The sequence below is a fragment of the Acidovorax sp. DMC1 genome, assembly GCF_056314325.1.
In genome coordinates this window covers 319,395-332,274 of record NZ_JBQUYO010000004.1, presented here as the reverse complement: position 1 = coordinate 332,274, position 12,880 = coordinate 319,395, and the positions used below count along the sequence as shown (strand labels likewise).

10 protein-coding genes are annotated in these 12,880 nt (G+C 66.1%); 4 read left to right on the top strand and 6 right to left on the bottom strand.

The genetic code is table 11. The features are described 5' to 3' along the window. Positions 1-62 precede the first annotated feature (62 nt). Entirely contained in the window at positions 63-461 is a 399-nt protein-coding gene (locus ACT531_RS11575; protein ID WP_015015707.1) for a BLUF domain-containing protein, read from the bottom strand. 138 nt (positions 462-599) lie between these two features. Between ACT531_RS11575 and ACT531_RS11570 the strand changes: the two genes are divergently transcribed. From ACT531_RS11570 to ACT531_RS11560, 3 genes are all read left to right on the top strand, one after another. Further along, entirely contained in the window at positions 600-1,355 is a 756-nt protein-coding gene (locus ACT531_RS11570; protein WP_476017517.1) for a Crp/Fnr family transcriptional regulator, read from the top strand. Positions 1,356-1,509: 154 nt separating this feature from the next. Then, entirely contained in the window at positions 1,510-2,940 is a 1,431-nt protein-coding gene (gene glmU / locus ACT531_RS11565; RefSeq protein WP_476017516.1) for a bifunctional UDP-N-acetylglucosamine diphosphorylase/glucosamine-1-phosphate N-acetyltransferase GlmU, read from the top strand. Next, on the top strand, positions 2,937-3,755 hold the full coding sequence (locus ACT531_RS11560; RefSeq protein ID WP_476017515.1) for a sensor histidine kinase: 819 nt from the start codon (positions 2,937-2,939) through the stop codon (positions 3,753-3,755). Before glmU ends, ACT531_RS11560 begins: the two co-directional genes overlap by 4 nt. 21 nt (positions 3,756-3,776) lie before the next feature. On the opposite strand, the gene ACT531_RS11555 is transcribed toward ACT531_RS11560, so the two are convergent. Both ACT531_RS11555 and ACT531_RS11550 read right to left on the bottom strand, forming a co-directional pair. Further along, positions 3,777-4,829, bottom strand: coding sequence for a diguanylate cyclase (locus ACT531_RS11555; RefSeq protein WP_476017514.1), 1,053 nt, complete (start codon positions 4,827-4,829; stop codon positions 3,777-3,779). 265 nt (positions 4,830-5,094) lie between these two features. After that, positions 5,095-5,583, bottom strand: a complete 489-nt coding sequence (locus tag ACT531_RS11550) for an Lrp/AsnC family transcriptional regulator (protein ID WP_476017513.1) — start codon at positions 5,581-5,583, stop codon at positions 5,095-5,097. Between the two features lie 144 nt (positions 5,584-5,727). On the opposite strand from ACT531_RS11550, the gene glmS reads away from it, so the two are divergent. After that, positions 5,728-7,662, top strand: coding sequence for a glutamine--fructose-6-phosphate transaminase (isomerizing) (gene glmS, locus ACT531_RS11545; RefSeq protein WP_476017512.1), 1,935 nt, complete (start codon positions 5,728-5,730; stop codon positions 7,660-7,662). 127 nt (positions 7,663-7,789) lie between these two features. On the opposite strand, the gene ACT531_RS11540 is transcribed toward glmS, so the two are convergent. The 3 genes from ACT531_RS11540 to ACT531_RS11530 are packed head-to-tail and all read right to left on the bottom strand — an operon-like array spanning position 7,790 to position 12,795. Next, positions 7,790-8,644: a DUF6671 family protein gene (locus tag ACT531_RS11540; RefSeq protein WP_476017511.1), complete on the bottom strand. Its 855-nt coding sequence runs from the start codon at positions 8,642-8,644 to the stop codon at positions 7,790-7,792. Further along, entirely contained in the window at positions 8,644-11,196 is a 2,553-nt protein-coding gene (locus ACT531_RS11535) for a YbcC family protein (protein ID WP_476017510.1), read from the bottom strand. Before ACT531_RS11535 ends, ACT531_RS11540 begins: the two co-directional genes overlap by 1 nt. A gap of 24 nt (positions 11,197-11,220) precedes the next feature. Then, a complete protein-coding gene (locus tag ACT531_RS11530) occupies positions 11,221-12,795 on the bottom strand; it encodes an NADH-quinone oxidoreductase subunit L (RefSeq protein ID WP_476017509.1) in 1,575 nt (524 codons plus the stop codon). Positions 12,796-12,880 lie beyond the last annotated feature (85 nt).

The following is a 12,880-nucleotide window of genomic DNA, read 5'->3' as shown; positions in this document are numbered from 1 at the left end:
CCAGAACCGCTTCGCTGTGTTTTGTTAGCCGCTCTTAGTTGAAAGCGGTGCGAGGCGGCGGGTCAGAGCACCAGCTCGCCCCGCACGGCCTCGAACGCGGCGAGCGCCGCATCCCCATCCAGCAGTTCCATGCGGGCCAGTGCATCTACGTCTTCCACGGTGCTGAATGCCAGGCTGAAGTGCTGGAATCGCCGCCCCGCCAGAGGGCCGTGGTGCAACACCTCGACGTTGATGTGGCGGGGGTCGTTGCGGATGCGCTCGATGAGCTTGAGCACGGCTTTTTGCGGGCCCTCCAGCTGCTGGCAAAAGCGCTGTCCGTCAAAGATCAGCAGGCCCGTGATGTCCAGTTCGGCATTCACAAAGCGCGCGCGCCCCGCAATTTCGGCCACCACGCTCAGCGGTTGATCGGGGGCGATGGTGCTCACGTAGAGCACCTCGTACAGGGCGGGGGATAGATTCATAGATGCAGCCCAATGTAGGGGGCGCAAGGTGCCCGCGCAATGTCAAAAGACATAGAGGCGACAGCGATGGCACATCGCGTGCAGCTTTGTTGCAACGAGCTGTTTCGGCATGATTCCCGTCCCTAGAATCGCTCCTTCATGAACGCCACCTTGCCCGCCCATGTCTGTCCTCCGGCCTGCACCAATTGCCGGCTGCGCAAGACCAGTGCATTCACCGCCGTGAAGCCGGAGGTGCTGGACTTCATCCAGGGCTTTCGCAGCGAGACCATGGCGGTGGAAGCCGGCGGTGCGCTGGTGCGCGAGAACCAGACCAACGCCAAGCTGTTCACGCTGTATTCCGGCTGGGCGTTTCGCTACAAGACGCTGAGCGACGGGCGCCGCCAGATCCTCAACTTCTTGCTGCCCGGCGATCTGGTCGGGTTGCAGCAGGAGTTTGGTGATGTATCGGCGCACGGCATCGAGGCGCTGACCGACTGCTCGCTGTGCGTGTTCCAGAACGACAGCCTGTGGGCGCTGTTCCGCGAGCATCCTCGCCTGGGCTACGACATCACCTGGCTGTCGGCGCACGAGGAGGGCCATGTAGACGACAACCTGCTCACCGCCGGCCGCCGCAACGCCACCGAGCGCGTGGCCATGCTGCTGATGCACCTGTACCGGCGGCTGGACCGCATCGGGCTGGTGGAAGATGGTTCGGTGGGCTTTCCGCTCAACCAGCAGCACATTGCCGATGCGCTCGGGCTGTCGCTGGTGCACACCAACAAGACGCTGCGGCGCCTGGCCCAGTTGGGCCTGCACGAGCTGAAAAACGGGCGGCTGCGCCTGCTCAACACCCGCGCGCTGGCGCGCATTGCCGAGTACTACGACACGCCGCCCCGGCTGATGCCGCTGTTGTAGCGCCAGGTTTTGGTTCAAATAGGCCGCAAGCGATAGTCAATCATGCGCTGGCAGCTATTGTTTATGTAGCATTTTGCGCTCCATGGGCCGCAGCCGATAATCGAGTCAATGCCCGCGCGCCGGGCTTGTGCTGCGCAACCTCCCTTCCATTTTCATGACCCCAATCGACATCCTCATCATGGCGGCCGGCAAAGGCACGCGCATGAAAAGCCGCATCCCCAAAGTGCTGCAGCGCCTGGCCGGGCGCCCGCTGCTGCACCACGTGCTGGACCAGGCCGCGCACCTGCAGGCACGCAGCGCCATCGTCATCACCGGCCATGGTGCTACAGAAGTAGAAGCAGCTACCGCAAGCGCGACTAGCGCTACCAGCACTTTTGACTTGAAATTCGTGCGGCAGGAGCCACAACTGGGCACCGGCCATGCCGTGCAGCAAGCCGTGCCCCACCTGCGGGACGACGGCACGGCCGTGGTGCTGTCGGGGGATGTGCCGCTGACGCAGGCCGACACCCTGCGCGCGCTGGTGGCGGTCAGCGAAGGCGACAAGCTGGCCCTGCTGACGGTGACCCTGCCCGACCCCACGGGCTACGGCCGCATCGTGCGCAACGCCGACGGCGCCGTGCAAGGCATCGTCGAGCACAAGGACGCCACCGAAGACCAGCGCGCCATCACCGAGGTCTACAGCGGCATCATGGCCGTGCCCGCGCGGCGGCTCACGCCCTGGCTGGCGCGGCTGACCAATAACAACGCCCAGGGCGAGTACTACCTCACCGACATCGTCGCCATGGCCGTGGCCGACGGCGTGCCCGTGGTGGCCCACCGCATCACCGACGCGCTGCAGGTGGCGGGCGTCAACAGCCCGCTGCAACTGGCCGAGTTGGAGCGTGCCCACCAACTGCGTCAGGCCCGCGCCTTGATGGAGCAAGGTGTGCGCCTGGCCGACCCGGCCCGTTTTGACCTGCGCGACGACACCCGCACTGGCGTGCGCGGCGAACTGGTCTGTGGCCAGGACGTGGAGATTGACGTGAATTGCGTCTTCACCGGCCGCGTGGAACTGGGCGAGGGCGTGAGCATTGGCGCGAACTGCTGCATCGCCAACGCACGCATTGCGGCAGGCGCAGTCATCCACCCCTATACCCACATCGACGGCGAAAAGGCTGGTGCCACGGTGGGCGAGGGCGCGCTGATTGGCCCCTTTGCCCGCCTGCGCCCCGGCGCGCAACTGGGCCGCGAAGTGCACATCGGCAACTTTGTGGAAGTGAAGAACAGCACGCTGGCCGACGGCGCCAAGGCCAACCACCTGGCCTACCTGGGCGACGCCACCGTGGGCGAACGCGTGAACTACGGCGCGGGCAGCATCACCGCCAACTACGATGGCGCCAACAAGCACCGCACGGTGATCGAGGCCGATGTGCACGTCGGCAGCAACTGCGTGCTGGTGGCGCCCGTGACCATCGGTGCAGGCGGCACGGTGGGGGGCGGCAGCACCATCACCAAGAGCACGGCGCCCGGCGCGCTGAGCGTGGCGCGGGGCAAGCAGGTAAGCATTGCCAACTGGAGTCGCCCCGCCAAACAACCCAAGCCATGAGCGCCCCAGACGCTAGCCCCGATCACGAACTGCAGCAGTTGCAGGGTTTGCGCGCCGAACTGGCCCGCAGCCAGCAGCAGGTGGCCGACATGGCGGCGGCGCAGGAGGAGTTCTTGCGCGCCGTCTCGCACGACCTGCGTGCGCCGCTGCGGCATGTGACGTCGTACGGCACGCTGGTGCGCGAGGTGCTGGGCGACTTGCCGCCCGAGGTGGTGCAGGGTGCCGAGGTGCAAGAAGCGCTGGGCTTCCTCGCCACCATGGACCAGTCTGCCCGCCGCATGGGGCTCATGATCGATGGGCTGCAAGCCCTGGTGCGCGCCAGTAGGGCCCCGCTGCGTCTTCAGCCTGTGCCGCTGGCCGATGCTGTTGCCCAGGCGCGCACCACACTGGCCCCGGCCGAAGCGGGGCGCGCTGTGGAATGGCGCGTGGGCGCCGACCTGCCCACGCTGCAAGCCGACCCCGCGCTGCTGCAGGATCTGCTGGTGCAGTTGCTGGGCAACGCCCTCAAGTTCACCCGCCCCGTGGCCCAGCCGTGCATCACGGTGTTGGCGGATGCCGCATCGGCGGGCCAGCTCGCCTTCACGGTGCAGGACAACGGCGTGGGCTTTGACCCGGCGCGCGCGGGCAGCTTGTTCGGCGTGTTCCAGCGCCTGCACCGCGAGACGGAGTTCGAGGGGGTGGGCGCGGGGCTCGCACTGTGCCGCGCCATTGCGCAGCGCCACGGCGCAGAGGTCAGCGCGACGGCGGTGCCGGGCGCTGGTTGCACGGTGCGGGTGCAGTGGCCGGTGAACCCTGCAGCCGCCAACGAGCCCTGACGCCGGCCGCAGTGCTGGCTGCTACACCGCTGGTACCAGCGCTGGCTCCATGCACCCCGCCACCTGATTGCGTCCGCCGTTCTTGGCGACGTACAGCGCTGCGTCGGCCGCGTCGATCCACGCACGCAGGCTGCTGTGGCGGTGGTCGGCCGGGGCCACGCCGATGCTGCTGGTGATGCGCAGTTCGGGCAGGCTGCGCAGGCGCACACCTTCCGTCTGCTCGCGAATGCGCTGGGCAATGGCCAGGGCGTCGCGCGCATGCATGCCGGGCAGTACGATGGCGAATTCGTCCCCACCGTAGCGCCCCGCGCAGTCGCCGGCGCGCACGTTGCCCCGCACCACATGCGCCAGCGCGCGGATGACCTCATCGCCTACGGTGTGGCCGTAGGCGTCGTTGATCTCCTTGAAATGGTCGATGTCCAGCATCAGCATGCAGGCGGGCTCGTCGGTGGTGTGGTGGCGGCGCAGTGCGGCCTCTGCCTGCTCTTGCCAGTGGCCGCGCCCGAACAGGCCGGTCAGCGCGTCCACGCGGCGCAGTTCGTCCAGCATCTGGTTCTGGCGCGCAGACTGCCGGATGAGCTGGTAACTCACGGCGCTGACCGACAACGTGTGCAGCGACATCACCGGCAGGCAGGCCACCATCACGCGCATGGAGGTCTCGGGCGCCCAGTGCAGCCCCATGACCGCAGTGCTGGCCACACCGGCCGCCAGCATCACCCACAGGGCGCGCACCCACAGCCCCCGGATGCCGGTCGTGATCTTGTCCACCATGGTCAAGGTGAGCAACATCACACTGGGCAGCAAGTTGAAGTGCATCAGCGGCACCAGCGCAGCGACCAGCGCCGAGTCGATGAGCAGGTTGCGCACCTCGGCGGCGTACGGGTCGGCCGCGCGGCGGGTGAGCAGGTAGGCCACATGCGGCCACACCAGTGTTGGCAGCAGCAGCGCCACCCAGGCTGCTGCGGACGCCTGGCGCTCCCACAGCACCACCGCCACCACCATGCCGCCCAGCCCCATGCCCAGGATGCGCAAGGGGTAGATGCGGCGTGGCATCTGGCGGCGGGGCGTCGGCATGGGGGTGCAGGAGAAGGGCGGTGCTGCCACGCGGGCATCCACCGGCCAGGTAGGTTGAAAGTGCGGGGGAGCTTACAACGCCCGGTCAGGCGATACCAGCAAGAAATGACCGTGGTCCATTCCCATCAGTCGCATGGATGACGTTGCTGGGTTGTGGGATGCGCTGCCGGGCCTGTCAGGGGCGGGGCTGCGGGGCGAGGTGGTGAGAGGGCGCCGGTGAGCATTCAGTTGAGTTTGCTAACAAACTGATAGCGGCTAAGGCATATCAATCTAGCGCTACCGGTACTTTTGTCTCAAATTTGGCCCGGCGGGTTGCAAAGAATGCCTTCACATTGCGCACATTGGCGTCGCCCGTGAACAGCCGCTGCGACAGCGCCAGGTATCCCGGCATGTCCCGCGTGTGCACCACCAGCACAAAGTCGGGCCCCGGCGACACGCGCCAGCACTGCTGCACCGCAGCCTCCTGCACGGCTCGGGCTTCGAACGCGTCGAGTTGTTCTGCGCCCTGGCGGTCCAGCGACACCTCCACGATGCACCCCAGCCCATGGCCCTGCAGCGCTGCCAGTCGGTCGGGCTGCAGGATGGCCACCTGCCGCTCGATCAGCCCCGCATCGTGCAGGCGCTTGACGCGGCGCAGGCAGGTGGGGGGCGACACGTGCACCTGTTCGGCCAGGGCCTGGTTGCTCTGCGCGGCATCGGTCTGCAACAGGTTGAGCAGCTGCAGGTCAATTGCATCGAGCGATATGGATTCCATTGGAGGTCAGAAAATGAACAAAAATTTCAACATTGATTATTAGTGAAATTAAAGTTCATGTTGCTGCAAATATCAATCAATAATTTTTTGTGACGCTGCCTACCATCGCCGCATCCCATCACATTCCAACCAAAGGCAACCACCATGTGCGGCATCGTCGGCGCAGTCTCCACGCGCAACATCGTTCCCATCCTCGTGCAGGGCCTGCAGCGGCTTGAATACCGGGGCTATGACTCCTGCGGTGTGGCCGTGCATGCGTCCAGCCTCGACGCCAGGCGCCCTGCCGGCCTGCAGCGCGCCCGCAGCACCGCCCGCGTGGCCGAGCTGCTGGAGCAGGTGAGCACCGAGCACATCGACGGCGCCACCGGCATCGCCCACACCCGCTGGGCCACGCACGGCGCGCCCGCCGTGCACAACGCCCATCCGCATTTCAGCCACGGCACGGGCGCAGACGCGCAGGTCCAAGGCGCAGGCCGCGTGGCGCTGGTGCACAACGGCATCATTGAGAACCACGAAGAACTGCGCAAGGCACTGCAGGCACGCGGCTATGTGTTTGCGAGCCAGACCGACACGGAGGTCATCGCCCATCTGGTGGACAGCCATTACAGCGGCGACCTGTTCGAAGCCGTGCAGGCCACCGTGGCCGAACTGCACGGCGCCTACGCCATCGCCGTCATGCATAAGGACGAACCCCACCGCGTGGTGGGTGCACGCGCCGGGTCTCCGTTGATCCTGGGCGTGGGCAAGGACGCCACCGCTGGCGCATCTGCGTCGCGCGAGCACTTTCTGGCCAGCGACGCCATGGCCCTGGCGGGCGTCACCGACCAGATCGTCTACCTGGAAGAGGGCGACCTGGTGGACCTGCAGCTGGGCCGCTACTGGATCGTGGGCAAGGACGGCAATGCGCTGACCACCGAGCAGCGCCCCGTGCGCACCGTGCAGGCCCACAGCGGCGCGGCCGAGCTGGGGCCGTATCGCCACTACATGCAAAAGGAAATCTTCGAGCAGCCCCGCGCGATTGCCGACACGCTGGAAGGCCTGGCCGGCATCGTGCCCGAGCTGTTTGATGGCGCAGGCCAGCATGGCGAGCCCGGCGCTGCTGCCTGGCGCGTGTTCAAGGAAATCGACAACGTGCTCATCCTGGCCTGCGGCACCAGCTACTACAGCGGCTGCACCGCCAAATACTGGCTCGAAGAAATCGCGGGCATCCCCACCCAGGTGGAAGTGGCCAGCGAATACCGCTACCGCACCAGCGTGCCCAACCCGCGCACACTGGTCGTCACCATCAGCCAGTCGGGCGAGACGGCCGATACCCTGGCCGCGCTGCGCCACGCGCAGTCCCTGGGCATGCAGCACACGCTCACCATCTGCAACGTCGCCACCAGCGCCATGGTGCGCGAATGCAAGTTGGCCTACATCACCCGCGCTGGGGTTGAGATTGGCGTGGCCAGCACCAAGGCCTTCACCACGCAGCTGGCAGGCCTCTTCTTGCTGACGCTGGCCCTGGCGCAAAGCAAGGGCCGCCTGAGTGAAGAGCAGGAGGCCGCCCACCTCAAGGCCATGCGCCACCTGCCCGTGGCCCTGCAGGCCGTGCTGGCGCTTGAACCCCAACTCATCAGCTGGGCCGAAGACTTTGCGCGCATGGAAAACGCGCTCTTCCTGGGCCGGGGCCTGCACTACCCCATCGCGCTGGAAGGCGCACTCAAGCTCAAGGAAATCAGCTACATCCATGCGGAGGCCTACCCGGCCGGTGAACTCAAGCACGGCCCCCTGGCCCTGGTGACCAGCGCCATGCCGGTGGTCACCGTCGCGCCCAATGACGCACTGCTCGAAAAGCTCAAGAGCAACATGCAGGAAGTCCGCGCCCGCGCGGGTGTGCTGTACGTGCTGGCCGACGGCGACACCCACATCGAAAGCAGCGAAGGTATCCACGTGATCCGCATGCCTGAGCACTACGGCGCACTGAGCCCGTTGCTGCACGTGGTGCCGCTGCAGCTGCTGGCGTACCACACGGCGTGTGCGCGGGGGACGGATGTGGACAAGCCCCGAAATTTGGCCAAGAGCGTTACTGTGGAGTGAGCTGTTGAACACCCCGTTTTTTACCTACAACTGACTGATCGATTGGCCAGTTGTTGTTTGCTTTGTGATGCCTCGCCGGTCAGTGTTCAAACCACTGTGCTGAACGCGGGACCGCTGTGATTGCAAGTCAGGGATTGCAATACGCGCAGTGGCGAGGATCTGCCAATGCCCGCGTGGCTTTGTTCACCCTGGATTGGTATTCGCACCGTGGGCACGACCATACCTCAGCGCGGCAGGACGCGGTAGGCCGTCCGCAGGCAGAGCAGGCAAGCCCCGGTATGCGTTCGGTGACCCAGTAACCCGGGGTGTTGCAGGCCGGGCAGCTGGACTGCAATCGCTGCAGCAAGTCCTGCGCAGCTTGCTCGATGAGGCGCATGCGGGTGGGGTTGGCAAAGGCCCTCAGGTCCGTCTCCACAAAGACCTGGCGGTTGCTGGCCTGGGCTTGGCAGGCATCGAAGCAGTGCCGCAGCCGGTCCCAGTCCGCGATGCCTTTGTGCATGCGGGTGTCGTCCTGGCTCTCCGGGCGCAGCACCAGCCGGTGCTGCGGGAAGCCCTCGCGCTGCGCAAATGCCTCCACGGCACTCCAGTCATCGCTCAGCAGGTGCCCGCTGCGCGCAGGCCCTTGTGCCATGCCGACGACTTCGATGCCCATGCGGTCGTCCAGCCAGGCGATCAGCTCCACGTTCCAGGGCACCATTCCTGTGAACGGATCGGGGCCAAAGCTGCCCTCGCTGGCCAGGCCGGCATGGAGGCCGGAGAGCTCCATGCCCTTGCGGGCTTTGCGCCGTGCTGCATCCAGTTGCGAGCCCGCACGTGCCGTTTCGCGGGTGAAGGTGCCCAGCAGGTCGGTATCGAACCCGCTGACATGTTCAATCGTGCAACCCAGACCCGGCTCAAGCGCGGGCGCGATTACCCGCTCCTTGCCATGCTGGGTCAGCAAGGCGATGCGGCGGTCTGCATAGGGGCGTGCACTGGGGTGCATCACCAGTTCTCCGTGTGCAGCGGCTCCCAGACACCATGGTCATAGCGCATCAGGTCGGCGCCTTCCCACCGCCAGAGGTGCAGCCACCCGTGGTCCACCAGTTGCTTGACGACGGCATGCTGATTTATCACTGCGTCGATGGACCGGCGAGGCGCATCAATCACCACGGTCAACCTCAGCGGTTCGTGGGCCCAGCGCTTCCCGTCGTGCACCGACTGCTGCGACAGGCCGATGCGCAGATCGCCGCCGTTGCCTTCAAAGACGCCGATGTTTCCGCCCACCACGTTGTGCAGCACCTTGTTGCCACTCCCCAGGCGTGTGGGGTCGCAGGTGGATGCGTGGTACTGCCAGTTGATCCAGTGGGTGACCAGCATGGGCGCGGTCATGAGCGCCTCCAGCAGGCTGCCGTCGGGGTCTCTTTGGGCGTCATAGTCGTGTAGAAAGCTGCGTCCTTGCAGTGCAGCACCCTGCGTCCTGTGCCTGGGCGCGATGACGAAGGCTGCGTTGCCCGCCAGGCCCCATTCCGGGCGTGTCTGGGCGCCATCGTTGGCGCGCCTGCGCAATTGCTTCAGCAAATCGTCGTGCGGTGTCCGTGGGTCGATGTGCAGGTGCGGTGCTCGTTCTCTGCGGACCTGGTCACTGGCATGGTGCAGCACCGGCTGCAGGCTGTCCCACCGTTGGCGAGCGGCTGGGAGCAGCAGGTCCAGGTCAAAGCCCTCGATCTCATCGGTTGTGGTGTTGTGCAGGGCCGCCACGAAGGCTGTGGACTCCGGAATGGCGATGCCTTGTTCCGCCAAGCCCGTACGCACGGCAGGTTCGTTCAGCAGTTGTGCCAGGCTGCGGGCGCTGACTTCGCCGGTCTGGCCGCAGCATGCGCCGCAATCCAGCGCTGCCGCATGGGCGTTGTTGGCCGACTGGCTGCCATGCCCTACCAGCAGTACCAGGGGCGCCAGATAACCGTCCAGCCCCATGGAGCGCAGCACCCGCGTTGCCAGCGACACCTTGGCGCCGATGTCCAGCCCCGTGAGCTGGGGCCGGCACAGGGGGCGATAGCGCGTAGGCAGGCCTTCCAGTGCATCGTTGGCCCTGGCTTGCCGGGAGGGCCGCAGCCATTGGCCCAGCTTGCCCGCATAGCCCACGCCCGCCGCCTCAACGAACGAGAACGCCGCACCCGGCCAGCGGCTGGCGGACAGCCATTGGTCGGCCAGCGCAAAGCGCCTGGAGCGTGCGTTGGTCGCTGCTGCTTGCAGCGTCGCATCGGTCTTCAACGCGCCCGCAGTGGATGGCACGATGCAGTCAGTGGCTTCTACTGCGGGTGCCAACAGGCCCGGCAGGTGGGGCGTGCGAGCGCTGGTGCCCAGCGGTGTGTAGGCGAGGGGCAGGCCGAAAAATCCCGCGAACCCGATGGTCTGTACGGCGGGCCAAATGGCCTCCAGGGACCTCCGCAGTGGCTCGCTGCGCACATCGATACAAAAAGCGGCTTGCACCTCAATCTCGTGCTGGTTGGGCGGGGCACTGCCGGCACCGAGCAGCCGCTGAGCCAGTTGGCGCTGGTAGCCGACTTCCAGAGCTACTTGCCACACTTCGTCGACCAGCAGAGCCTGCTCTGCCCGTTGCAACAAAGCTGGGGCCTGGCCCCATGCCTGTTGCAGCGCCTGGAAGGCATGGGTGCCTGCGGCATCGTCCTTGCAATGCAGCAGAACCGCACCCCATGCCAGCCGGATCGCCAGCAACTCCCGCAGGTGCGGGTCGGTCGTCTGGTTCAGGTGGGCCTGCCAGCCTAGATAGGCGCACCACGAAGCCCAGCCATTCACCGTCAGCAGCACCGACTCCAGATAGTCTGGCCACACCGCCTTGGGAAGGCGCAGCCTGTGCAGTACCCAGCGTTCGGCGTCTTCCCGGGTGGCGGGCAGAGCCTCCAAGGCCTCGGCGAGGTGTGGCAAGCCCATCAGCAGGCCGATGGAGTGGTCGTGCTGCAGAGTCTCGCGCCAGAACGCATACAGGCCCTCGGACCGCTGGGGCTGCCAGTCCGCCTGTGTCTGGTCGAAATACGCGGCACAAGTCTGGCTCACCTGGTGGGTGATGGCCTGGCGCCAGGACAAGCGGGTGTGGCGGTGGGGGTCGTTGTCCAGCACATCGATCAGCAGCGGCAATTGCTCCACGGGCTGGGTGCTGTGCAGGGCCTGTACACAGTCTTCGGCAGTCAACCCGCAGGCTTGCGCCTGAGGCACCTGGCGGATCGCCTGATCAAGGTCCTGGGCGCTGATGCGTCCTTCCGTCCACGCTTGCAGTTGCCGATCGCGCCCGGGAAAGACCTGAATGCCGCCCAGCGCTGCCATGCGCGCAGCCACCCGGCGCACCGGCATGCCGATGCGCGCCCAGTGCGGGTTGACTGCAATGGCACGGTCCAGGGGCCAGGCCGGTGCGATAGCCTGGCACGCTTGTGCGCAGGCGGTGTCGATGTCGTTGTGCGATGCCGGGTGCTGCGCGGCGTGCGTGGGCGTTGGCGCCGCGAGCCCCTCGGTGGGGCATTCGGTCAGTGATTCCATCATGGGGTTCTCCGGGTGCAGTGCGGTTCAGGGGGCGGCTCTTTGCAACGTGGGGCCTGCTACACGGTGCACAGCGTCACGCCGGGCAGGGGGTGTCCAGGCGGTGGGCCAGATGTAGAGGGCCAGCCGGGTGTACGCCTCGTCGATGTAGAACCCCGCATAGCTCCACCGGCGCCACGTCCGCAGCATGTAGGGCTGCCTTTGCAGCAGCGCCAGAAAGAGGTAAAGGCCTAAAAGTCCGATCAGTGCCAGCCACCCCAGCACGTGCGCCGGAGCATCGCGCAAGCCCAGTGGCACATGGTGGATGGCAACCGCTGCTGCGGTGAGGCCCACCACCATCATCAGCCCGGCCAGGCTGTGCCAGGCCGCAGTCTTGGCGCTGGCCTGGCCTTGAGGCGACCAGAGCAGCGGTGCCCAGGCCAGCCCTAGCACGGCAGACCACCAGGCGGGCCAGGGAGCATCCGTCGCCAAGTTCAGCACCAGCAGCACGGTGGCCGTCGCGGCGACGGGTGCCAGCGCCAGGCTGATGGCTGTGGGCGGGGTTGCGCTGTGCATGGCCTGCAGCCGCGCTTGCCGAACCGCGTTGGACGCCGACAGAAACACATGGGCCTTGTACAACGAGTGGCCCACGAGGTGCAGCGCAGCCAGTGTGTACAGGCCCAGCCCGCATTCGAGCAGCATGAACCCCATCTGCGCCACGGTAGACCAGGCTAGTCGTACCTTGATGCTGATGCGCGTCAGCATCACCATGCCAGCAAGTACGGCCGTGCCCAGCCCAAAAATGACCAGCACGACGCGGGCAGTGGCTGCGTTTTCCAGCAGAGGTGCAAACCGTATCAGCACGAACCCGCCCAGGTTGACCACGCCTGCGTGCAGCAGTGCAGACACCGGCGTGGGCGCCTCCATGACCTGGATCAGCCAGCCATGTACGGGCAACAAGGCCGTTCGCAAAATCACGGCCAGGGTCAGCAACACCGCGCTGGCGTGCAGCAACGGGGACATGCCGCTGCGTGCGATGTGCGCCCACAGGGCCGACAACGATCCGCTGCCGACTTCCAGCCAGGCCAGTGCCGCCGCACCGACCAGCAATACGTCGGCCACCCGGTCCGCCATCTGCTTTTTGTGGGCGGCCAGGCTGGCAAAAGCCCGGTCGGGGTAGAAGCACAGCAGGTGTTGCAGCGCAAAGCCCACCAGAGCCCAGGCGATGGCCAGGACGATCCAGTGGTCTGCCAGCAGCAGCATATGCACGGCAGCCAGCACACCCGCCAGTGCTGCCATGTAGCGCGGCTGGCCGGGCTCTCCCTCCAGGTACCTCGCAGAAAACGCTGCGATGACGGTGCCCAGCAGTTGCACCAGAACACCCATGCACAAGCCCATTGGCGATGCCTTGAGCCAGCCTGCGAGGTCCAGACTGCCGATGCCAGCCATGGCCGCAATCGCCGCCAATACAGAACCCGCCAGCGCGGTACCGGACAGGATCAGCATCCAGCGCCACAACGTGGCAACCGAGCCTTTGTGGCACAGCGCCAGCGCCATGGCGGCCAGCATGACCATGCCCGGTGCCCATGCGCTGGCGTGGGACAAAACGTGAAGAAATGGCATCACTCAACCTCCAGAAACAAGACTGGGGGCGATGATGCTGCGGGGTTATTGTTCTGTAAAATACATTGAAAAGAACAAAAAAATA

Bases quoted from the DNA above. Each gene is read 5' to 3' on its own strand.
- ACT531_RS11575 (WP_015015707.1), bottom strand. From the start codon at position 461: ATGAATCTATCCCCCGCCCTGTACGAGGTGCTCTACGTGAGCACCATC.
- ACT531_RS11570 (WP_476017517.1), top strand. From the start codon at position 600: ATGAACGCCACCTTGCCCGCCCATGTCTGTCCTCCGGCCTGCACCAAT.
- glmU (WP_476017516.1), top strand. From the start codon at position 1,510: ATGACCCCAATCGACATCCTCATCATGGCGGCCGGCAAAGGCACGCGC.
- ACT531_RS11560 (WP_476017515.1), top strand. From the start codon at position 2,937: ATGAGCGCCCCAGACGCTAGCCCCGATCACGAACTGCAGCAGTTGCAG.
- ACT531_RS11555 (WP_476017514.1), bottom strand. From the start codon at position 4,829: ATGCCGACGCCCCGCCGCCAGATGCCACGCCGCATCTACCCCTTGCGC.
- ACT531_RS11550 (WP_476017513.1), bottom strand. From the start codon at position 5,583: ATGGAATCCATATCGCTCGATGCAATTGACCTGCAGCTGCTCAACCTG.
- glmS (WP_476017512.1), top strand. From the start codon at position 5,728: ATGTGCGGCATCGTCGGCGCAGTCTCCACGCGCAACATCGTTCCCATC.
- ACT531_RS11540 (WP_476017511.1), bottom strand. From the start codon at position 8,644: ATGCACCCCAGTGCACGCCCCTATGCAGACCGCCGCATCGCCTTGCTG.
- ACT531_RS11535 (WP_476017510.1), bottom strand. From the start codon at position 11,196: ATGATGGAATCACTGACCGAATGCCCCACCGAGGGGCTCGCGGCGCCA.
- ACT531_RS11530 (WP_476017509.1), bottom strand. From the start codon at position 12,795: ATGCCATTTCTTCACGTTTTGTCCCACGCCAGCGCATGGGCACCGGGC.